The following is a 22,805-nucleotide window of genomic DNA, read 5'->3' as shown; positions in this document are numbered from 1 at the left end:
CACCCGTCATCTAAAACCCGTATCATTGCGCGCTTTACGTACGATAAAAGTGACTGCCATGACTCAAACATTTATTCCCGGCAAAGATGCCGCCCTGGAAGATTCCATCGCTCGCTTCCAGCAGAAGTTGCACGACCTCGGATTCGATATTGAAGAGGCCTCATGGCTCAACCCGGTTCCGCACGTTTGGTCAGTGCATATCCGCGATAAAGAGTGCGCCCTGTGCTTCACCAACGGCAAAGGCGCCACCAAAAAAGCCGCGCTGGCCTCCGCGCTCGGAGAGTACTTTGAGCGCCTCTCGACCAACTATTTCTTTGCCGACTTCTGGCTGGGCGAGACTATCGCCAACGGTCCCTTCGTTCACTATCCGAATGAAAAATGGTTCCCGTTAACCGACGATGACGAAGTACCGGAAGGCCTGCTGGATACCCGCCTGCGCGCGTTCTACGATCCTGACGATCAGTTAACCGCCAGCATGCTGGTCGATCTGCAGTCAGGGAATGACGATCGCGGCGTCTGCGGTCTGCCGTTCACCCGCCAGTCTGATGGTGAAACGGTCTATATTCCGATGAATATTGTCGGCAACCTGTACGTTTCTAACGGGATGTCCGCGGGCAACACCCGCAACGAAGCCCGCGTTCAGGGCCTCTCAGAAGTGTTCGAACGGCATATTAAAAACCGCATTATCGCCGAAAGCATCAGTCTGCCGGAGATCCCGGCGGAGGTGATGGCGCGCTATCCGGGCGTAGTTGAATCGATCAATAAGCTGGAGGCCGAAGGTTTCCCGATTTTCGCTTATGACGGTTCGCTCGGCGGCAAATATCCGGTTATCTGCGTCGTGCTGTTTAACCCAGCTAACGGCACCTGTTTCGCCTCTTTCGGCGCGCATCCCGATTTCGGCGTGGCGCTGGAACGTACCGTTACCGAACTGCTCCAGGGCCGCAGCCTGAAAGATCTCGACGTCTTCACGCCGCCCACCTTCGACGATGAAGAAGTTGCCGAACATGCGAACCTTGAAACGCACTTTATCGATTCCAGCGGCCTGATCTCCTGGGATATGTTTAAGCAGGATGCCGACTACCCGTTCGTGGACTGGAGCTTCTCCGGAACCACGGAGGAAGAGTTCGCCACCCTGATGGCTATCTTTAAACAAGAAGATAAAGAAGTTTACATCGCCGATTACGAACACCTGAGCGTCTACGCCTGCCGAATCATTGTCCCGGGCATGTCTGATATTTATCCGGCGGAAGACCTCTGGCTGGCAAATAACAGCATGGGCGCGCCTCTGCGGGAAACGATTCTTTCCCTGCCGGAAAGCGAGTGGGAAAAAGAAGATTATCTGGCGCTTATCGAACAAATGGATGATGAAGGCCTTGATGACTTCACCCGCGTGCGCGAACTGCTGGGTCTGGCGACCGGCAAAGACAACGGCTGGTATACGCTGCGCATTGGCGAGCTGAAAGCCATGCTCGCGCTGGCGGGCGGCGATCTCGAGCAGGCGCTAATCTGGACCGAGTGGACCATGGAGTTCAACGCTTCAATCTTTAGCGCCGAGCGCGCTAATTACTACCGCTGCCTGCAAACCCTGCTGCTGCTGAGCCAGGAAGAGGAGCGCCAGCCGCTGCAGTATCTGAACGCTTTTGTACGCATGTACGGCGCCGATGCCGTAGAAGCCGCCAGCGCCGCGCTGAGCGGAGAAGCGCCGTTCTACGGCCTGCAGGCAGTAGACAGCGACCTGCTCGCGTTCCCGGCTCATCAGTCGCTGCTGAAAGCCTACGAAAAGCTGCAGCGCGCAAAAGCAGCATTCTGGGGTAAATAAGCGCGCTTTACTGCCTGAATAACCCTATGATGGGGGCCGGCGAAGGCCCCCATTTTTATGTTTTCCGCAACCCCAAAGCCCGATTGTAGCCATAAAGTTAATTAGTGGTGAGAAATAATAAAATCCCACCGCAAATATTGTTAATTTTAATAAAAATACCCCATTTTAATTAACCGAAAAACGGGGGTAAAATGAAAATAATCAACATTATTTGTAAATTTTAAAATTTATTTTTTTATTAAAAAACAACAATTTAAACCAACATTAAGGCAAATCCACACACTCAAAAGGCCTATAGTTCCGGTAGGATATGATCTACATCAAATTCCCTTCTATAATGCTTTGTTAGTATCTCACCGCCAACTTACATAAAGAGAGAGTTAGTGTGAAAGCTGACAACCCTTTTGATCTTTTACTCCCTGCTGCCATGGCGAAAGTCGCCGAAGAAGCGGGTGTCTATAAAGCGACAAAACATCCGATAAAGACGTTTTATCTGGCGATCACCGCAGGTGTCTTCATCTCTATCGCTTTTGTTTTCTATATTACCGCGACAACCGGCACGGCCGGGATGCCATTCGGGGTTGCCAAACTGATTGGAGGCATCTGCTTCTCACTAGGTTTGATTCTCTGCGTTATTTGCGGTGCCGACCTGTTTACCTCAACCGTTCTTATCGTTGTCGCGAAAGCCAGCGGAAGAATCACATGGGGTCAACTGGCGAAAAACTGGCTCAACGTCTATGTTGGTAACCTGATTGGTTGCTTACTCTTTGTATTGCTGATGTGGCTTTCAGGCGAATATATGACTGCCAACGGTCAATGGGGACTTAACGTTCTGCAAACCGCCGACCACAAAATGCACCATACTTTTGTTGAAGCCGTGTGCCTGGGTATCCTGGCAAACCTGATGGTCTGCCTTGCGGTATGGATGAGCTACTCCGGCCGCAGCCTGATGGATAAAGCCATGATTATGGTTTTACCGGTGGCAATGTTTGTTGCCAGCGGGTTTGAGCATAGTATCGCGAACATGTTTATGATCCCGCTGGGTATCGTTATCCGCGACTTTGCAAGCCCGGAATTCTGGACCGCTGTCGGTTCAACTCCGGAAAGTTTCTCTCACCTGACCGTCATGAACTTCATCACTGATAACCTGATTCCGGTAACTATCGGGAACATCATCGGCGGTGGTCTGCTGATTGGGTTGACATACTGGGTCATTTACCTGCGTGGCGACGACCATCACTAAGGGTTGTTTCAGGCAGTAAATAAAAAATCCACTTAAGAAGGTAGGTGTTACATGTCCGAGCTTAATGAAAAGTTAGCCACAGCCTGGGAAGGTTTTGCGAAAGGTGACTGGCAGAACGAAGTCAACGTCCGCGACTTCATCCAGAAAAACTATACCCCGTACGAAGGTGACGAGTCCTTCCTGGCTGGCGCAACTGACGCGACCACCAAGCTGTGGGACACCGTAATGGAAGGCGTTAAACAGGAAAACCGCACTCACGCGCCTGTTGATTTTGATACTTCCCTTGCATCCACCATCACTTCTCATGACGCTGGCTACATCGAGAAAGGTCTCGAGAAAATCGTTGGTCTGCAGACTGAAGCTCCGCTGAAACGCGCGATTATCCCGTTCGGCGGCATCAAAATGGTAGAAGGTTCCTGCAAAGCGTACAATCGCGAGCTGGACCCGATGCTGAAGAAAATCTTCACTGAATACCGCAAAACTCACAACCAGGGCGTGTTTGACGTTTACACCAAAGACATCCTGAACTGCCGTAAATCTGGCGTTCTGACCGGTCTGCCGGATGCCTATGGCCGTGGTCGTATCATCGGTGACTACCGTCGCGTTGCGCTGTACGGTATCGACTTCCTGATGAAAGACAAATACGCTCAGTTCGTCTCTCTGCAAGAGAAACTGGAAAACGGCGAAGATCTGGAAGGAACTATTCGTCTGCGCGAAGAAATCTCTGAACAGCACCGTGCGCTGGGTCAGATCAAAGAAATGGCGGCAAAATACGGCTGCGATATCTCTGGTCCGGCAACCACCGCTCAGGAAGCTATCCAGTGGACCTACTTCGGCTACCTGGCTGCCGTTAAATCTCAGAACGGCGCGGCAATGTCCTTCGGTCGTACCTCCAGCTTCCTGGACATCTTCATCGAACGTGACCTGAAAGCCGGTAAAATCACCGAGCAAGACGCACAGGAAATGATTGACCACCTGGTCATGAAACTGCGTATGGTTCGTTTCCTGCGTACCCCTGAATATGATGAACTGTTCTCTGGCGACCCGATTTGGGCAACCGAATCTATCGGCGGTATGGGCGTTGACGGCCGTACTCTGGTCACCAAAAACAGCTTCCGTTTCCTGAACACCCTGTACACCATGGGGCCGTCTCCGGAGCCGAACATCACCATTCTGTGGTCTGAAAAACTGCCGCTGAGCTTCAAAAAATACGCCGCGAAAGTGTCCATCGATACCTCTTCTCTGCAGTACGAGAACGATGACCTGATGCGTCCTGACTTCAACAACGATGACTACGCTATCGCTTGCTGCGTAAGCCCGATGGTTGTTGGTAAGCAAATGCAGTTCTTCGGCGCGCGTGCTAACCTGGCGAAAACCATGCTGTACGCAATCAACGGCGGCGTTGATGAAAAACTGAAAATGCAGGTTGGTCCTAAATCTGAACCGATCAAAGGCGACGTTCTGAACTTCGACGAAGTGATGGACCGCATGGATCACTTCATGGACTGGCTGGCTAAACAGTACGTCACTGCGCTGAACATCATCCACTACATGCACGACAAGTACAGCTACGAAGCTTCCCTGATGGCGCTGCACGACCGTGATGTTATCCGCACCATGGCATGTGGTATCGCAGGTCTGTCCGTTGCGGCTGACTCCCTGTCTGCAATCAAATATGCGAAAGTTAAACCGATTCGTGACGAAAACGGTCTGGCTGTCGACTTCGAAATCGAAGGCGAATACCCGCAGTTTGGTAACAACGACTCTCGCGTCGATGATATGGCCGTTGACCTGGTTGAACGTTTCATGAAGAAAATTCAGAAACTGCACACCTACCGCAACGCTATCCCGACTCAGTCCGTTCTGACCATCACCTCTAACGTTGTGTATGGTAAGAAAACCGGTAACACCCCTGACGGTCGTCGCGCTGGCGCTCCGTTCGGACCGGGTGCTAACCCGATGCACGGCCGTGACCAGAAAGGTGCTGTTGCCTCTCTGACCTCCGTTGCGAAACTGCCGTTTGCTTACGCGAAAGATGGTATTTCTTACACCTTCTCTATCGTGCCGAACGCGCTGGGTAAAGACGACGAAGTTCGTAAAACTAACCTCGCCGGCCTGATGGATGGTTACTTCCACCACGAAGCGTCCATCGAAGGCGGTCAGCATCTGAACGTCAACGTCATGAACCGCGAAATGCTGCTCGACGCGATGGAAAACCCGGAAAAATATCCGCAGCTGACCATCCGCGTATCCGGCTACGCAGTACGTTTTAACTCCCTGACGAAAGAGCAGCAGCAGGACGTTATTACTCGTACCTTCACTCAGACCATGTAATGGTATTGACTGAAATCGTACAGTAAAAAGCGTACAATAAAGGCTCCACGCAAGTGGGGCCTTTTTAGCAATATCATCCTGCCCCAGTCTCTTTTGTCTGCTGTCTATACTTTATGGATAACAGCCAAAACAGACTCGACATAGCCTTTGAGCTGTGCATCTACATAGGCCCCGGATGGGCCAAATTCGGAGATATCACCGCAATGTCAACAATTGGTCGCATTCACTCCTTTGAATCCTGTGGCACCGTCGATGGCCCGGGGATCCGCTTTATCACCTTCTTCCAGGGCTGCCTGATGCGCTGCCTCTATTGCCACAACCGCGATACCTGGGATACCCACGGCGGCAAAGAGATTACCGTTGAAGAGCTGATGAAAGAGGTGGTGACCTATCGCCACTTTATGAACGCTTCCGGCGGCGGCGTGACGGCATCCGGCGGCGAGGCTATCCTGCAGGCCGAATTTGTTCGCGACTGGTTCCGCGCCTGTAAGAAAGAAGGTATTCATACCTGTCTCGATACCAACGGCTTTGTGCGCCGCTACGACCCGGTTATTGATGAACTGCTGGAAGTCACCGATCTGGTGATGCTCGACCTCAAGCAAATGAATGATGAAATTCACCAGAATCTGGTTGGTGTCTCTAACCATCGGACGCTGGAGTTTGCCCGTTACCTGTCAAACAAAAACATCAACGTCTGGATCCGCTACGTTGTGGTTCCGGGCTGGTCCGACGATGATGATTCCGCGCATCGCCTGGGTGAGTTTACTCGTGACATGGGCAACGTCGAGAAAATCGAACTGCTGCCGTACCACGAGCTGGGCAAGCACAAATGGGTAGCCATGGGCGAAGAGTACAAGCTGGACGGCGTCCATCCGCCAAAGAAAGAGACCATGGAACGCGTGAAGGGCATTCTGGAACAGTACGGTCATAAAGTGATGTACTAAAATCCCCGCCCGGTAGAGATTGCGCTACCGGGTGTTTCCCCAACAAAATCAGCGTCAGGACATAAAATATTCCGACAGCTTATTCGCCACGCTCTCAATCGAGAAAATGCGCTTCTGATGCGCTTTTCGGTATTCCGCATAGCGTTCATCCTGCTCTTCCAGCGCGCTGAGGATCCGGTCGGCCACCATCATTGCGCCGGCGATTTCCGCAAATCCCGACTCCCCTTCCCCCTGTAAAGCCACCGCCGCCTGAAGATTCCAGTCAGATAAACGGGCCAGCGGCGCAAACGTCCCGCGGGTCAGCGATAAAATTTTAACGCCCTGCTGCTTTGCCAGCGACAGGGCCTGCATCATATCCGCCGATGCCTGTTCGCTGTGAACGACGATGATGCCGGTTTTTTGACTGTCAGCCAGCAGCGGCATCGCCGCCGGATAGGAGCGATCGATAAAGCTGGCCGCCTTACCCATATTGATTAAATTCATCTGCAGGAACAACGCCACCGGCACCGCCGTGCCCACGGCATAAATAGCAATGCTGTTCAGGGTGTTAAGCCAGTCGGCCGCGGCTTTCAGCTCCTGGTTATCGACAATGGCATTACTGTCGCGAATGCTCGCCAGCACCGGCGCAATCTCTTCGCTCTCGTTGATACCGTGGTCTTCCGAGCGCGCGGCGCCCTGCTCCATCGCCAGCGCGGTTCTGAAATCCGAGAAACCTTTAAAACCAAAGGCCCGACAAAAACGGGTGATACTCCCCTCACTGGTATCAATGGAGTCGGCCAGTTCTGAAATCGTGTGACGCATCACAAAGTCAGGATTTTCCGTAATAAAACGGCCAACTTTCTCCAGTATCGGGCTTAGCCCTGAAGCTCCGTTTCTTATGCTTATCAACAAGTTATTGTCTATCTGGCTCATATTTTGCCTTATTTGCTCAAAATGCAAACACAGTCACATCTTTCGTCCTGCCGCAAAGATAATAATTATTATCTCACACAAATAAATAAAAATAATTATTTTTACAAACAGGAGAACATCGAATGAAAGGTCTCATAGTCTGTCGTACCGGTATGGGCAGCTCCTTAATGCTCAAAATCAAAGCACAAAAAATCATCGACAAGCACGGCTGGAATATCGAGCTGGAGCACGATGTCCTCTCAGGGTTACGCACCTGGCGAGATATTGATTTTGTCATCACTATGCGCGATCTCACCGACGAAGTCGAAGCCGCCGGATTCAGAGCGGTCGGCATCACCGACCTGATGAACAGTGAAGAGATGGAGTCTGCGCTCACCGACATCGTTCAAAGCAACTAACCTCTCCCGGAGGCAATATGGATTTCCTCAGATTTATTGTATTCGACATTCTGGGCGTAACCCCACTTTTAGTTGGCTTTATTGCATTAATCGGCCTGTTAATCCAACGCAAGCCGATTGAAAAAGTCCTTTCCGGCACCTTCAAAACCATCGTCGGCTTTCTGGTTTTTGCCGGTGGCGCCGGTCTGGCAGTCACTTCCCTGGGTAACTTTCAGACCTTATTCAGCGATGGCTTTGGCCTGAAGGGCGTCATGCCGCTGGCAGAAGCGCTAACCGGACTGGCGCAAACCAAATTCGCCATGTGCGTGTCGCTGATCATGGTGATTGGTTTTGGCTGGAACCTGTTTTTTGCCCGCGTGACGCCGTTTAAATACATCTTTCTTACCGGGCAACATAATCTTTATCTCTCCGCGCTGCTTACCGTAACGCTGAAGGCGCTGGGCTACAGCGACATGACGACCATCATTGTCGGCTCCGTGCTGCTGGGTCTCGCCGCCTGCCTCTATCCGGCCATTGCGCAGCCGTGGATGCGAAAAATTACCGGTAATGATGAGATAGCGATGGGGCACTACGTCACCCTGGCCTACGCCGCCTCCGGCTGGATTGGCGCAAAGGTCGGCGATCCGAAACAATCCACCGAAAAGCTGAATCTTCCCGGCTGGCTGGGGATCTTTAAAGATTACATCGTCTCGGTGTCGATCTCGGTGAGCATCTTCTACTACATCGCCGCGCTCGCTGCCGGAAAAGCCGCGGTCACCGCAGCGGCAGGCGGGATGCACTGGCTGGTTTATCCGCTCTTTCAGTCTCTGACCTTTACCGCTTCGCTGTACATCATCATTACCGGCGTACGCCTGCTGCTGTCAGAAATTGTTCCGGCCTTCCTCGGCATCTCGGAGAAGTTTATTCCTAACGCCAAACCCGCGCTCGACTGCCCGGTGGTCTTCCCCTACGCCCCGACCGCCACCGTGCTGGGGTTTATCTCTTCATTTGTCGGCGGGCTGGTGGTGATGGGCTTTCTGGCGATCCTTGGCCAAACCGTGATTATCCCGGTAGCCATTCCCTACTTCTTCATTGGCGCGACCGCAGCGGTATTTGGTAATGCCTCCGGCGGCTGGAAAGGCGCGATTGCCGGAAGCTTTATCACCGGGATCCTGATCGGCATCGGCCCGGCGCTGATTTACCCGATTATGGAATCCGTCGGTCTTTCAGGCACCAGCTTCCCGGAAACCGACTTCGTCGCTCTGGGTCTGGTCGTGTACTACATCGGTAAAATGCTGCCCTAAGAAGGAATGAACATGAACATTGATGAACTGAAATCCCACGCGCTTGCCGCCCGCCGCGAGATCGTCACCATGATTTACGAGTCCGGAATTGGCCATCCGGGCGGGGCGCTGTCGATAATCGACGTGCTTACCTGGCTCTATTACCAGGAAGTCGATCTGGCCGCCTCCCCCCGCTCGCGCGTGGTGATGAGTAAAGGCCACGCCGTCGCCGCGCAGTACGCCATGCTGTATCAACAAGGCAAGATCGAGCGCAGCGAGTTCAATACGTTCCGACAGATCAACTCGCGCCTGCAGGGGCACCCGAGCATTAAGTCGCTGCCGGAAGTCGATGCGACAACCGGACTGCTTGGCCAGGGGCTGTCGATTGCTTTTGGTATGGCGGCCGCCAAAAAGCGGCGCAACGATCCGCGCCGGGTATTTGCCATCGTTGGCGATGGTGAAATGCATGAAGGCCAAATCTGGGAAACCCTACAGCAGGCCGGGCATATGAAAATGGATAATCTGGTCGCCATCATCGATTACAACGGCTTCTCTTCCCACGATCCGGTCAATGACGTCGTTAATCTCGAGCCGCTGGCGGACAAAATCCGCAGCTTTGGCTGGCATGTACTGGAACTGCACAACGGCAATGATATGCATCAGGTTGCCGATACCCTGATGCTATCCCGTCACCTGAAAGGTAAACCTGTCGCCATCGTGGCGCGCACCACCAAAGGTTCCGGCGTCAGCTATATGGAAAACAACGGCGACTGGCACTCAAAAACCCCGAGCAAAGAACAATTTCAGCAGGCGATGGAGGAGTTACAGTGATGAAAGCACCCCGTGATGAGATCGGGCATGCCCTGATTGCGCTAAAAGAAAAGGGCTATCCCGTTGTTGTTATCGACAGCGATTTAGCCAGCTCTACCCGTACCGACCAGTTTCAGGCCGTCTATCCTGAGGCCTTTTTCGAAATGGGCATTGCGGAAGGTTCCGCCATGAGCTTCGCGGTCGGCCAGGCGCTGGAAGGCTTTATGCCCTTCTATGTTAACTTTGCGATGTTCGTCACCGGCACCGCCTGGACCCAGCTGCGGCAGGCCTGCTATGCCAAAGCCAATATTAAACTCGTCGGTAGCCACCCCGGTATGGATGATGGCCCGGACGGCGCTTCGCACCATGCGCTGGAGGATTTAGCGCTGACCCGCGTCCTTCCGGGATTAACCGTCCTGACCCCGGCAGATGCGGAAGAAATCGCCGAGGCCTTCGAGCAGGCGGCAAAAATAAAGGGACCCGTTTATATTCGCGTGGCGCGCGAGCCGATGCCGGTTCGCGACAAAAGCGTCGTTCCCCGGGTCAGCGATATCGCCGCCATCGCCGACAGCGGCACGGATTTTGCGATTCTGTTTGAAGGAACGGTACTGGAACAGGCTACCGACGGCTATGAAAAGCTGCTCGCCAGCGGCAAAAAGGGCAAGCTTATTCACGTTGCAACCGTCAAACCCTTCAACCAGCAGGCGTTTTATCGGCTGGTCGAAGGCTGCCCGCTTATCGCTACGCTTGAAAATCACACCGTCAACGGCGGCCTCGGCGGCCTGATCGCGGAAACCCTGGCGCAAAAGGCACATCCGGCGCGCCTTACGCGTCTGGGAACGCAGGACACATTTACCGAATCGGGTAATAGCAGGCAGCTAAAAGCGAAATATGGCATCTCGGGAGACGCGCTGTTTAACGCGCTACGCTAACCACCAGGCGAGCCGGTCAGTTGGCGGTCGGCTCGCGCGTAAAGGGAACGTTTATGGAAGAGAGGCTATTTTCCGCCTGTCAGTTCACCAGCGACTGCCTGAGCTGGCGCAGCGCCGTTCATCTCGCCTGCCGCCCGCTTGAGGAGCAGGGAAAAATCACCGGGAGCTATGCCAGGGCTATTATCAGCGCCACGGAGCAGGATGGCCCCTGGTATATATTGAGCCCGGCGTTTGCGCTACCGCACGCGCGTCCAGAAGCCGGCGTGCTGAGCAGAAACAGCGCGCTTTCGCTGCTTTGCTGTAGCGAGGCCGTTGATTTTCCGGAGCATCCCGGCATTCGGCTGATAGTCGTACTGGCGGCGGCCGATAGTGAACAGCATATCCAGACCATCCAGCGGTTAGTCTGCTGGCTGGATGAGGGGGAGAGACTTCAGCGATACAGCACGGTGCAAAACCGGGCACAGTTTATTGCGCTTCTTGCGTCGCATTAATCCATAGCCAGGGACGTGCCCTGGCTATGTTCTGAAAAATCAGGCGTGCGCCACCGGCGTAGGATGGTGCCCCGCTTTGCGCAGCAGCGTCAGCAGGTAGATGAATGACACGCTGGCAATCATGATAAACAACAGATTGTCAGAGAAGTTCTGCATCAGCATGGCGGTCAGCGTCGGCCCAAGCAGGCTGCCCACGGTATAGCTCATTAACAGCGCCTGGTTCATCGCCACCAGCTGATGACGCTCAACTTTTTCGCAGGCCCAGGCCATAGCCACCGGATAGAGCGTGAAGCCGGAAGCGCCCAGCACGAACAGCGCGGGCGCCATTGCGGCCTGGCTTAACATCGCCAGACAGCCGAGAATCACCACAAACACCTGAACGCGCAGGACCAGCAGACGGCCGTAGCGATCGGCGAGCCGGCCAATCGGCCACTGCCCCACGATACCCGCGCTCACCATCACCGCCATCCAGAAGCCAATGCCGGAATCGCTAACGCCCTGGTGGTTGAGCCACAGCGGCATCAGGCCATACAGCGAACCGAGCACAATGCCGGAAATAATGCAGCCGTTGACGCCATGACGGGCCTGACGCAGCCTTAACATTGGCCAGATACGCGCCGGTTCGTGCGGCTCATCGGCCTGAGTCGCCACGCGAGCAAACAGCAGCGGCAGAATGGCCGCCAGCGCCAGCGCCGTCACCCACGGCAGAACGCTCATCAGATCCGTCGGCAGCTTGCTGACCATTAACTGGCCCAGCACCGTGCCGACGTAATAAATCATCATATACGCCGCCAGCAGGCGACCCCGGCTCCGCGAAGTGCCGCTACAGACCAGCGCGCTCTCCACCACCACCCAAATCATCGCGCAGCCGACGCCGGCGATAAAGCGCCAGCTGAACCAGCTCCAGAAACCCAGCGTAATACCAAGACCCACGCAGCCCACGGCAAAAATAACCGATGCCAGGTAATAGCTGCGGTTAAAGCCCAGACGCTTAATTACCCATCCGGCAAGCAATGTTCCCACCAGATTACCGGTAAAATAGGACGAGCCCACCATCCCGACCTGCCAGGTCGGCATATTTTCATGGGCGAGCCAAAGCGGGACGAGCGTATTTAAAACCGCTATCGCCAGGGTCAACAAAAGCAGGCCACAGAGCAGCATTTGCACTGGCCGGGTGTAGATGGTCATGGATATAAACCGTGATGGAGTTCAGATTTCGTGCGCATCATGCCACTGCTGCAAACATTGTCAATCCGCCTGAAATCAGGCGTGACGCGGTTTGCGGGGGAACGATAGAAGTTTTTTATCCAGCGGATCGACAACAGAATAGCTATTTATATTATTCCATTGTTTTTATTACTTTATTGGAAAATAGCGGTGGGAATATCGGTAGAAATATTTCATGAATCGACCGCACTTTTTATCGCGCCAGAATAAGGGTTTCTGGCGCGATAAAGGGCGATTAGCTGGCGATTGCCATTCCAACGGTCATATGCAGGCCGTAGAAGACGCCGCGGCCGATCGTCTCGCCGATCAGCACCAGCACAAAAGCCAGCCCCAGCATCGGCAGCGCAGGCTGGTAGCCTTTGAGCTGGGGGGCAATCCAGCAGACCAGCGCCAACGCCAGCGCAACCAGGCGCCACGCCATCAGCGAGCCGTAGGCTGGCACCAGCGCCGAGGCCTGCTGAATAGAGCTATGGATTGTCGCCAGCTCGCTGCCTTGCATCAGCACCACGATGGCGCTAATCACCAGCGCCAGGAGGGTCACCGCTGGCAGCAGGCGCATCGCCCAGCCGTTGACATCGGCAACGCGCAGCAGCAGATATCCCAGCAGCGGACCGCCGATAAACATCGTCAGGAAGAAGCTAAGCGGCGTCCAGACCGTATACCAGGTGGGTACCGTATCAATAGTGTTATAGACGCGGACCATCATCCAGACGAAGATAATCCCCAGCACCATGGTAATGACCAGCCAGAGATGACGCAGCCCCGCCGGTAGCTTATTGACCACCGCCAGCAGCCAGCCAATGCCGCCAACGGCGAAGAAAAGCGCCCCGCTGGCGATTTCGTTACTGAGCGACGAGGCGCCTACGCGATTAAGCGAGTTAAACGCGCGCATGGGCGACCCAAGATGCAGGGTTGAGGCAATAAAGCCCACGCCCATCAGCACCCACAGGCCAAACATGCTCCACACGACGCGCTGTTGCTGTTCACGCGATAAGTCGCCTTTCATTAGCGCCAGAGCCAGCACAATAAAGCCGCCCACCACGCACTGACCAAAGACCGTGAAAACAATCAGCGGCCATTCATGCCATCCACTCCCCATCTCACACCTCCTTCGGGTTGGCCAGGTAGCCGGTGGTATCTCCACACGGTCGGCTGTTGGCGTTAGGTTTAATCACGATACTCGGTTTAGTGAAGTGGGCCGAAGGCAGCGGCGCAACGGCGGCCAGCTGGCCGTGTTTTTGGCGCAGCTCTTCAATCGGGCCGAAATCTAACGCGCGCAGCGGGCAAGATTCCACGCAAATCGGCTTTTTGCCGTCGGCGACGCGCTCGTGGCAGCCGTCGCATTTGGTCATATGACCTTTTGTCGCATTGTACTGCGGCGCGCCGTACGGGCAGGCCATATGGCAATAGCGACAGCCGATACAGACATCTTCATCGACAACGACAAAGCCATCTTCACGTTTATGCATCGCCCCGCTCGGGCAAACTTTGGTGCAGGCCGGATCCTCACAATGGTTGCAGGCAATAGAGAGGTAATAGGCAAAGACGTTTTGCTGCCAGACGCCGTTATCCTCCTGCCAGTCGCCGCCGGCGTATTCGTAGATACGACGGAAGCTCACTTCCGGCGTGAGGTTTTTATAGTCTTTACAAGCCAGTTCGCAGGTTTTGCAACCGGTGCAACGGGCGGAATCAATAAAAAATCCATATTGAGTTGTCATCGGTTACTCCTTACAGCTTTTCAACCTGGACGAGGTTGCTATGCGATGGATTGCCTTTCGCCAGCGGCGACGGGCGTTGGGTGGTCAGCACGTTAATGCAGCCAGCCTGATCCACGCGGCCTGCGTCCGGGTTATACCAGGCCCCCTCACCCAGCGCGACCACGCCCGGTATCATGCGCGGGGTCACTTTGGCCTCGATATGCACTTCACCGCGATCGTTAAAAATGCGGATCCGATCGCCATTGGCGATACCGCGCTTCTGTGCATCAAGCGGGTTGATCCACATCTCCTGACGGCAGGCGGCTTTCAGTACGTCAACGTTGCCGTAGGTGGAGTGTGTGCGGGCTTTATAGTGAAAACCGGTCAGCTGCAGCGGATACTTTTTCGCCAGCGGATCGTCATAGTTTTCAAACCCAGGGCTGTATATCGGCAGCGGGTCGATAACATCCTCTTCTTTCAGCTCCCAGGTCGCGGCAATTTCCGCCAGCTGCGCAGAGTAGATTTCAATTTTCCCTGACGGCGTCGTGAGCGGACTGGCGGCGGGATCTTCGCGGAAAGCTTTATAGGCAACGTGGTGGCCTTCCGGATCGCGCTGTTTGAAGATTCCCTGCTTGCGGAATTCATCAAACGGCAGCAGCGCCGGGATCGCTTTACGGGATTGCTCATAGAGGTGACGCAGCCACTCTTCCTGAGTGCGGCCTTCGGTGAAACGTTGCTCAACGCCCATGCGCTTCGCCAGCTCCGTGGTCATCTCATAGATGGTTTTGCATTCAAAACGCGGCTTGATGGCCCGATCGGCAAAAATCACGTATGACATGTTGCCGCAGGAGGCATCGAGGGCAAAATCCATCTGCTCCGAAGCCGTACAGTCCGGCAGCAGAATATCGGCATATTTCGCCGAGGAGGTCATATGGCAATCAATGACCACAATCATCTCGCACTTCTTGTCATCCTGAAGGATGTCATGGGTACGGTTAATCTCTGAATGCTGGTTGACCAGGCAGTTACCGGCATAGTTCCAGACCATTTTAATAGGCACGTCGAGCTTATCTTTGCCGCGCACGCCGTCGCGCAGCGCGGTCATTTCCGTCCCGCGCTCAATCGCATCGGTCCACATAAACATGGAAATACTGGTTTCCACCGGATTATCCAGCGTCGGCATACGTTCAAAAGGCAGGGAGTAAGAACCTTCACGCGCGCCGGTATTGCCGCCGTTAATCCCGACGTTGCCGGTTAAGATTGCCAGCATGGAAATCGCGCGGGAAACCAGCTCACCGTTGGCATGGCGCTGTGGGCCCCACCCCTGAGAAATATAGGCAGGTTTAGCGCTGGCGATTTCGCGCGCCAGCTGCACGATACGCGCCTGGGGAATGCCGGTAATCGTCGACGCCCACTCAGGGGTCTTCGCGATACCGTCTTTGCCCTGACCGAGAATATAGGCCTTATAGTGGCCATTGGTCGGCGCCCCTTCCGGCAGCGTTTTCTCGTCATAGCCTACGCAGTACTTGTCGAGGAAAGGCTGGTCAACGAGGTTCTCGTTAATCATCACCCACGCCAGCGCGGAGACCAGCGCGGCATCGGTTCCCGGGCGGATAGGGATCCACTCGTCTTCGCGTCCGGCGCCGGTGTCGGTATAGCGTGGATCGATAATAATCAGCCTGGCGTTGGATTTCTCCCGCGCCTGTTCCAGGTAGTAGGTCACTCCGCCGCCGCTCATGCGGGTTTCCCCGGGGTTATTGCCAAACAGCACCACCAGCTTGCTGTTTTCGATATCCGACGGGCTATTGCCATCGGCCCAGCCGCCGTAGGTGTAGTTCAGTCCCGCGGCAATTTGCGCGGTGGAGTAGTCGCCATAATGGTTGAGATAGCCGCCGCAGCAGTTCATCAGGCGGGCAATCAGGGTTTTCCCCGGTGGCCATGAGCGAGTCAAGGTTCCGCCGAGGGTTCCCGTTCCGTAGTTCAGATAGATGGACTCATTACCGTACTCTTTTATCAGACGCTGCATATTGCTGGCGATAGTATCGAACGCTTCTTCCCAGCTGATTTGCTCGAATTTGCCCTCGCCGCGTTTGCCCACGCGCTTCATCGGATATTTCAGGCGGTCCGGGTTGTAGACGCGTCGACGCATCGAGCGGCCGCGCAGACAGGCGCGAACCTGATGCAGACCGTCGTAGCTATCGTCGCCGGTATTGTCCGTTTCAACATATTTTATCTCACCACCCACCACATGCATCCGCAGCGGGCAGCGGCTGCCGCAGTTCACCGTACAGGCGCTCCAGGTGACCGTTTCGCTGGCGGGGTTGAGGTTGTCTGCGGCTTGGGCAATGCGCGTGAAGGGTAAGGTAAAAGCGCTGCTGGCCATCGCCAGCCCGCCAATCGCCGTGGTTTTCATTAAACCACGCCGGCTCACCTCAGCAGCCAGTAAAGCATCGGAGGTTTTGGTTTTCATAGATACTCGCTTTGGTTGCTCACAATTAACTTAATGCCGTTATATAGTTACATATACAACGAAATTAACCTTTATTAGTTTTTTATCCTGTTTAATCCAAAGGGAGTATCTTCGTAATCGCGAAGGCGATTATTGCCCGGTATCAAGAAGGGGGTAAAAAAAAAGCGCCCGCAGGCGCTTTTGAGAAGAGCGTTGAAAAATCAACCGATAAATTCAAGGCCGCGCATATACGGGCGCAGAACTTCCGGGATCTCGATGCGACCATCCGCCTGCTGATAGTTTTCCATCACCGCGACCAGCGTACGTCCAACCGCCAGGCCAGAACCGTTCAGCGTGTGTACGAGGCGAGTTTTCTTGTCAGATTTGCTGCGGCAGCGTGCCTGCATGCGACGCGCCTGAAAATCCCAGACGTTGGAGCAGGAAGAGATCTCACGATAGGTATTCTGCGCCGGCACCCACACTTCCAGATCGTAGGTTTTGCATGCGCTGAAGCCCATATCGCCCGTGCACAGAGCCACTTTACGATACGGCAGACCCAGCAGCTGCAGCACTTTCTCGGCGTGGCCGGTCATCTCTTCCAGCGCCGCCATGGAATCTTCCGGACGTACAATCTGCACCATCTCGACTTTGTCGAACTGGTGCATACGGATCAGACCGCGGGTATCGCGGCCGTAAGATCCGGCTTCAGAGCGGAAGCACGGCGTATGCGCGGTCATTTTGATCGGCAGATCGTCTTCATCAATGATTTCATCGCGAACCAGGTTGGTCAGCGGAACTTCCGCCGTCGGGATCAGCGCGTAGTTGCTGCTGTCGGCTTCTTCTTCCAGCGGACGGGTATGGAACAGGTCGCCGGCGAATTTCGGCAGCTGACCGGTACCGTACAGCGTGTCCTGGTTAACCAGATACGGGACGTAGTTTTCGCTGTAGCCGTGCTGTTCGGTATGCAGATCCAGCATAAACTGCGCCAGCGCGCGGTGCAGGCGTGCCAGCTGGCCCTTCATGACCACAAAGCGAGAACCGGTCAGCTTCACGGCGGCGGCAAAATCCAGCCCTCCGTGCATTTCGCCCAGCGTGACGTGATCGCGAACGTCAAAATCGAACTCGCGCGGGGTTCCCCAGCGGCTGACTTCAACGTTGTCGTTTTCGTCGCGACCGGCCGGAACGTCGTCGTGCGGGATATTAGGGATAGCCAGCGCGATATCGCGGATCTCCGCCAGCAGCGCGTCCAGCTCGGTCTTAGCGGCATCAAGCTGCTCGCCGAGTTTGTTCACTTCCAGGCGTAATGGCTCAATATCTTCCCCGCGCGCTTTCGCCTGGCCAATGGATTTCGATCGGGAGTTGCGCTCCGCCTGCAGGTTTTCAGTTTGAACCTGCAGAACTTTACGACGCTCTTCCAGAGCGCGAAGTTTATCTACATCCAGCTTAAAGCCCCGGCGTGCCAGTTTTTCTGCGACTGCGTCTGGCTCGGTACGCAGCAGATTGGGATCGAGCATGCTTATCCTGTGCTTATCGAATTAATAAAAGAAAAATGGCCGCAGAGCGCGACCACGGAAATAGTGTGACAACCTTACCGCAACGCCTCAATTATCGGTAGCGTTTTATCGGGCTATTTTGATCCTGTTCGGTTAACCAGGCGAGCTTTTCGCCTATTTTGCCCTCCAGCCCCCGGTTTGTCGGCTTATAATAGCGCGTTTGCGCCATTTCCTGCGGGAAGTACTGCTCCCCGGCGGCATAAGCATTCGGTTCATCGTGAGCATAGCGATACTCTTGCCCGTAGCCCATCTCTTTCATCAGCTTCGTTGGGGCATTGCGCAAATGAACCGGGACGTCGTAATCGGGACGTTCGCGGGCGTCGGCCATCGCCGCTTTAAACGCGGTGTAAACCGCGTTGCTTTTGGGCGCACAGGCAAGATAGACAATGGCCTGAGCAATCGCCCGTTCGCCTTCCGCCGGTCCGACACGGGTAAAGCAGTCCCATGCGGAGATCGCAACCTGCATCGCGCGCGGATCGGCGTTGCCGACATCTTCCGAGGCAATCGCCAGGCAGCGGCGGGCAACGTAGAGCGGATCGCCGCCGGCGGTAATAATCCGCGCGTACCAGTAGAGGGCGGCGTCCGGGGCGCTGCCGCGAACCGATTTGTGCAGCGCGGAGATTAAATCGTAAAAGCGATCGCCTTTGTTGTCGAAACGCGCGCTGCGCTCACCGGCAATTTCAGTCAGCAGCTCAACTTTCAGCACGCGATTGCCGGAGGCGTCGGCTTCGGCCATATCGGCCATCATTTCCAGCGTATTCAGCGCCCGGCGCGCATCGCCGTTGACAAGGTCGGCGATGGCCTTGCGCGTCTCGTCCGGCAGGACGATATTTTGCCCGCCGTAGCCGCGCGTTTTGTCGCTCATCGCCTGGTTGAGCACCTGCTCGATGTCGTCGCTGGTCAGCGACTTGAGCAGATAAACGCGCGCGCGGGATAACAGCGCGGAATTGAGTTCAAAGGAGGGATTTTCCGTCGTCGCGCCGATAAAGGTGATGGTCCCGTCTTCAATATGCGGCAGAAAGGCGTCCTGCTGGCTTTTATTGAAACGGTGCACTTCGTCGACAAACAGGATCGTGCGGCGACCCGCGTTGCGGTTTTGGCGCGCGCGTTCAATGGCCTCGCGGATCTCTTTCACCCCGGAGGTCACCGCTGAGATACGTTCAACGTCGGCGCTGGCATAGCGCGCAATCACTTCGGCCAGGGTGGTTTTTCCTGTCCCGGGCGGCCCCCAGAGGATCATCGAGTGTAGATGCCCGGCTTCAATCGCCCTCGGTAAGGGTTTACCCGGCGCCAGCAGGTGCTGCTGGCCAATGTACTGCGCTAAATTTTCTGGCCGCATACGGGCGGCCAGAGGTTGAAACGCGTTATCGGAAAAATCGAGCGACAGGTTGCTCACGTTCGCCTCTATTTACGTTGATCGTCCACCGTAACCCCTTGCGGCGGCGTAAAGGTGAACTTAGATGCATCCACGGCACCATTTTGTTGCGATTTCAGCTGATAGCTGCTGCGTTGATCGTCCTGTTCCACGGCGCTGAACTGATGAATCGTACCGTCGCGACCCACGTTGATGGTGAACTGCTTCAGATTACCGCTGCCGTTTTTCGGCGTCAGAACAAAATCATCACCGTTCTGCTTAATGTTGTAGTTCTGCCAGTCGCTGGCCTGATTGCGGGCAATCAGCATAAACGGCGTGTTGCTGGTCGCATCTTTCAGCCAGGTAGCGGTAGCCTGCTCAACAAACGGGTTGTAAAACCACAGCGTTTTGCCGTCGGACACCAGCACGCTTTCATCCGGCTGGGTCATATGCCAGTTGAACAGATTAGGCCGCTTGACCCACAGGTCTCCCTGCCCGTCCTGCACGGCATTACCGCTGCCGTCCGTCACTTTCTGCGTAAAGCTGGAGTGGAAGCTGCTCACTTTATCAAGGCGGCTTTTTAAATCGCTGGCGGCATCCGCCCATACCTGACTGACGACAAAACTGGACAGTAATGCACAGGTGATTGCGAGTTTTTTCATTGTTATTCCTTAATGTGCGTCACTCCCGACGCGGGAGCCTGGTCTGCTGCTAATGTAGAACGGCCAACGGCCGTAAAACAGCAGAACAGGCTGATTTTCACTTATTTACCCAACTTTGCGGTTACTCAAAAGGCGGCGGCGCCAGCACTTCACGGTTACCGTTATGCCCCTGCTCGCTCACGATCCCCTGAGCCTCCATTTGCTCAATGATACGCGCGGCGCGGTTATAGCCAATGCGGAACTGACGCTGTACCCCAGATATGGAGGCTTTGCGTTTTTCCGTCACAAAGTTGACGGCCTGATCGAACAGCGGATCGAGCTCTTCACCGCCCTCGTAGCCACCGCCGCCTCCTTCGCTTTCGCTATCGGAGGTGATGCCATCGACATACTGCGGACGCCCGCGCGCCTTCCAGTCCTGAACGACGGCGTGAACTTCCTCGTCGCGTACAAAAGCGCCGTGTACGCGCACAGGGATCGTCGAGTTAGGCGCGGAGTAGAGCATATCGCCCATTCCCAGCAGTGATTCCGCACCGCCCTGGTCAAGGATAGTACGTGAGTCAATTTTACTCGATACGGTAAAGGCGATACGCGTCGGGATGTTGGCTTTAATCAGGCCGGTGATAACGTCAACCGACGGTCGCTGGGTCGCCAGCACCAGGTGGATCCCCGCGGCGCGCGCTTTCTGCGCCAGGCGCGCAATCAGCTCTTCCACTTTCTTGCCGACGGTCATCATCAGGTCGGCAAACTCGTCGACCAGCACCACGATGTAAGGCTCTTTTTTCAGTACCGGATGCGTCGCATCCATACTGTCGCCAGGCTTCCAGTAAGGATCCGGAATGGGCCGTCCCATACGTGCGGCTTCAGCAATCTTCTCGTTATAACCCGCGAGATTACGTACGCCCAGCGCAGACATGAGTTTATACCGGCGCTCCATCTCGTTGACGCTCCAGCGCAAAGCATTGGCCGCGTCTTTCATATCCGTCACGACTTCCGTTAACAGATGCGGTATTCCCTCATAGACCGACAGCTCGAGCATTTTCGGGTCAATCATGATGAATTTCACGTCTTCCGGCTGCGCTTTATAGAGCATGCTGAGGATCATGGCGTTGACCCCAACGGATTTACCGGAACCGGTGGTACCCGCTACCAGCAGGTGCGGCATCTTCGCCAGATCGGCAGTGACAGGTTCGCCCGCAATGTCTTTCCCGAGGACCACCGTGAGCGGTGAAGGATTATCGCGGAATTTCGCATTATCCAGCACTTCGCGCAGGTAAACGGTCTGGCGCTTTTTGTTAGGCAGCTCCAGGCCAACGTAGGGTTTACCCGGAATCACTTCCACCACGCGAACCGCCGCAGTGGACAGAGAACGGGCCAGATCGCGCGACAGGTTGGAAATGCGCGCCGCTTTCACGCCCGGCGCCAGGTTAAGCTCAAAGCGGGTAATAACCGGGCCAGGTGAGTAGTTCACCACATCGGCTTTAATGCGGAAATCGGCCAGACGAGCTTCAACCAGACGCGCCATTTGCTCAAGCGCAAAGGTATCGATCGGCTCAACTTCAGCCGGTGGCGGCGTGAGCAGGTCAAGCGAGGGCAGCAGCGTTGTCGGCTTCTGTAACGGGCGACTGTCGCCATTGCGCATCAACAGCGGGTGAATGAGACTTTCCTGCGGCTGCGGGATCGGCTGCTGCGGAGCCTGCTGCTGCGGATAGCTGCCAGGAGCCTGCTGCGGCATCGGCTGATGGTGAACCGGCTGCTGCGGCGCGGGTTGATAAGACTGCTGCTGCGCATGTTGCGGCGGCTGAGGCATCTGCTGGTGCGGCATCGGCTGCTGTACGGGCTGCGAATGCTGGGCCGGCTGCTGATTCTGCGGGGCAGGCTGCTGTACTTCCGGCAACGGCGTGAAGACAGGCTCGCTCGGCGTATCATCAACTAACGTTTTCATTGGCGAGAATTCATAATCCGCCGCAGAGAACGGATGCGATCCCGGCGGCTGCTCGCTGGCGTAGCGCTGCTGCTGGGAAGCGGCAAACTGACGGGCAAGTTCGGCTTCAGCGGCAGAATCCTCGTCTACATCAGCCTCTTCCGCAGCGTAGCTATCGCCATAGCGCTGATTTTGCGCAGCCGCGAACTGACGCGCCAGCTCACCCTGCTCAAGCTCTGCAACTTCCTCGTCCGTCAGCGCATCGTCATCATAGTGCTGATGCTCTGCCTGACGCGCACGTTCTTCAGCCAACCGCTGCGAAGGCAACTTAATGCCATAGGAAGCCAGCTCACGGCGCGTGGGCACGCGAACGCGGTTTGGACGCGGCAATTTCGGGCCTATGCCCTCTTTTACCTGCGCACGCGGGCCGCCCGACACCGGGCTAAACAGCGGCGCGGCGCTGGATGCGGCAGATGCGACGGAGGCCGCCCCGGTGGCCTGATGGACGCCAGACGCCAGCGCGCTCACCGCGGCAACATCAGCCGCCGGAGCAGGCGGAGGCGAGATCGGTTTTGTCGCAACCGGACTGACCGGCTCCGGAATCGGCTGATACCATGCGGCAAGCTGCTCGCGTTCACGCGCGCGTTTCTCTTCCACTTCTTCGAAGTAGTACATCGGCGGACGCTGAGGCTTCACCTCCTCTTGCGGAGGCTCAGGCTCAACGGAGGCGGCGTAAGGCTCAGGCTGCTGTACCGGGGCCTGTTCCGGCTGGTACGCATGCTGCGGCTGGTAAGCCG

General features: G+C 55.5%; 18 protein-coding genes. 9 read left to right on the top strand and 9 right to left on the bottom strand.

Going from position 1 to position 22,805, the window contains the following annotated elements:
* The first annotated feature begins 58 nt into the window (after positions 1–58).
* The 4 genes from ycaO (at position 59) to pflA (ending at position 6,340) form a co-directional block, all read left to right on the top strand.
* Positions 59–1,819 carry a 30S ribosomal protein S12 methylthiotransferase accessory factor YcaO gene (gene ycaO / locus ABLU67_RS27465; protein WP_014228638.1) on the top strand — a complete coding sequence of 587 codons (1,761 nt, stop codon included), beginning with the start codon at positions 59–61 and terminating at the stop codon, positions 1,817–1,819.
* A 385-nt stretch (positions 1,820–2,204) separates the two neighbouring features.
* Positions 2,205–3,062, top strand: a complete 858-nt coding sequence (focA, locus tag ABLU67_RS27460) for a formate transporter FocA (protein ID WP_348852614.1) — start codon at positions 2,205–2,207, stop codon at positions 3,060–3,062.
* A gap of 51 nt (positions 3,063–3,113) precedes the next feature.
* Complete coding sequence (gene pflB / locus ABLU67_RS27455) at positions 3,114–5,396, top strand: formate C-acetyltransferase (protein ID WP_014228637.1); 2,283 nt, start codon at positions 3,114–3,116, stop codon at positions 5,394–5,396.
* 203 nt (positions 5,397–5,599) lie between these two features.
* Entirely contained in the window at positions 5,600–6,340 is a 741-nt protein-coding gene (gene pflA / locus ABLU67_RS27450) for a pyruvate formate lyase 1-activating protein (protein WP_004871674.1), read from the top strand.
* Between the two features lie 54 nt (positions 6,341–6,394).
* Here the strand turns inward: pflA and ABLU67_RS27445 are convergent, their stop codons facing one another.
* On the bottom strand, positions 6,395–7,252 hold the full coding sequence (locus ABLU67_RS27445) for a MurR/RpiR family transcriptional regulator (protein WP_014837957.1): 858 nt from the start codon (positions 7,250–7,252) through the stop codon (positions 6,395–6,397).
* A gap of 122 nt (positions 7,253–7,374) precedes the next feature.
* On the opposite strand from ABLU67_RS27445, the gene ABLU67_RS27440 reads away from it, so the two are divergent.
* From ABLU67_RS27440 to ABLU67_RS27420, 5 genes are read left to right on the top strand one after another with little or no spacing between them, the layout of a single operon-like run.
* Complete coding sequence (locus ABLU67_RS27440) at positions 7,375–7,650, top strand: PTS sugar transporter subunit IIB (RefSeq protein WP_014228635.1); 276 nt, start codon at positions 7,375–7,377, stop codon at positions 7,648–7,650.
* A gap of 17 nt (positions 7,651–7,667) precedes the next feature.
* Positions 7,668–8,933: a PTS ascorbate transporter subunit IIC gene (locus ABLU67_RS27435; RefSeq protein ID WP_014228634.1), complete on the top strand. Its 1,266-nt coding sequence runs from the start codon at positions 7,668–7,670 to the stop codon at positions 8,931–8,933.
* A 12-nt stretch (positions 8,934–8,945) separates the two neighbouring features.
* Complete coding sequence (locus ABLU67_RS27430) at positions 8,946–9,743, top strand: transketolase (RefSeq protein ID WP_348852613.1); 798 nt, start codon at positions 8,946–8,948, stop codon at positions 9,741–9,743.
* Positions 9,743–10,654: a transketolase C-terminal domain-containing protein gene (locus tag ABLU67_RS27425; RefSeq protein WP_025107510.1), complete on the top strand. Its 912-nt coding sequence runs from the start codon at positions 9,743–9,745 to the stop codon at positions 10,652–10,654. The genes ABLU67_RS27430 and ABLU67_RS27425 overlap by 1 nt, the downstream gene beginning before the upstream one ends.
* Positions 10,655–10,707: 53 nt before the next feature.
* Positions 10,708–11,145 carry a PTS sugar transporter subunit IIA gene (locus ABLU67_RS27420; RefSeq protein WP_048261072.1) on the top strand — a complete coding sequence of 146 codons (438 nt, stop codon included), beginning with the start codon at positions 10,708–10,710 and terminating at the stop codon, positions 11,143–11,145.
* Between the two features lie 39 nt (positions 11,146–11,184).
* On the opposite strand, the gene ABLU67_RS27415 is transcribed toward ABLU67_RS27420, so the two are convergent.
* The 8 genes from ABLU67_RS27415 to ftsK all read right to left on the bottom strand — a co-directional run.
* On the bottom strand, positions 11,185–12,333 hold the full coding sequence (locus tag ABLU67_RS27415) for an MFS transporter (protein WP_009653261.1): 1,149 nt from the start codon (positions 12,331–12,333) through the stop codon (positions 11,185–11,187).
* Positions 12,334–12,607: 274 nt separating this feature from the next.
* Complete coding sequence (locus ABLU67_RS27410; RefSeq protein ID WP_025107512.1) at positions 12,608–13,471, bottom strand: dimethyl sulfoxide reductase anchor subunit family protein; 864 nt, start codon at positions 13,469–13,471, stop codon at positions 12,608–12,610.
* A 1-nt stretch (position 13,472) separates the two neighbouring features.
* Positions 13,473–14,090 carry a DMSO/selenate family reductase complex B subunit gene (locus tag ABLU67_RS27405; protein ID WP_009653301.1) on the bottom strand — a complete coding sequence of 206 codons (618 nt, stop codon included), beginning with the start codon at positions 14,088–14,090 and terminating at the stop codon, positions 13,473–13,475.
* 10 nt (positions 14,091–14,100) lie between these two features.
* Positions 14,101–16,539: a dimethylsulfoxide reductase subunit A gene (gene dmsA / locus ABLU67_RS27400; protein WP_348852612.1), complete on the bottom strand. Its 2,439-nt coding sequence runs from the start codon at positions 16,537–16,539 to the stop codon at positions 14,101–14,103.
* 200 nt (positions 16,540–16,739) lie between these two features.
* Positions 16,740–18,032, bottom strand: coding sequence for a serine--tRNA ligase (gene serS, locus ABLU67_RS27395; protein ID WP_009653254.1), 1,293 nt, complete (start codon positions 18,030–18,032; stop codon positions 16,740–16,742).
* A gap of 91 nt (positions 18,033–18,123) precedes the next feature.
* On the bottom strand, positions 18,124–19,467 hold the full coding sequence (gene rarA, locus ABLU67_RS27390) for a replication-associated recombination protein RarA (protein WP_004849446.1): 1,344 nt from the start codon (positions 19,465–19,467) through the stop codon (positions 18,124–18,126).
* Between the two features lie 8 nt (positions 19,468–19,475).
* The gene (gene lolA / locus ABLU67_RS27385) at positions 19,476–20,087 is read right to left on the bottom strand and encodes an outer membrane lipoprotein chaperone LolA (protein ID WP_004130911.1); all 612 of its coding nucleotides are present in this window, start codon (positions 20,085–20,087) and stop codon (positions 19,476–19,478) included.
* A 121-nt stretch (positions 20,088–20,208) separates the two neighbouring features.
* Positions 20,209–22,805: DNA translocase FtsK (ftsK, locus tag ABLU67_RS27380; RefSeq protein ID WP_348852611.1), on the bottom strand; the 2,597-nt coding region annotated here is incomplete at its 5' end.

The organism is Klebsiella sp. GN_Kp190 (assembly GCF_040061795.1).
In the GTDB taxonomy this organism is placed as follows: Bacteria; Pseudomonadota; Gammaproteobacteria; order Enterobacterales; family Enterobacteriaceae; genus Klebsiella; species Klebsiella michiganensis.
Note: the sequence above shows the minus strand (reverse complement) of the source record. Positions and strands in the feature narration are given on the sequence as shown.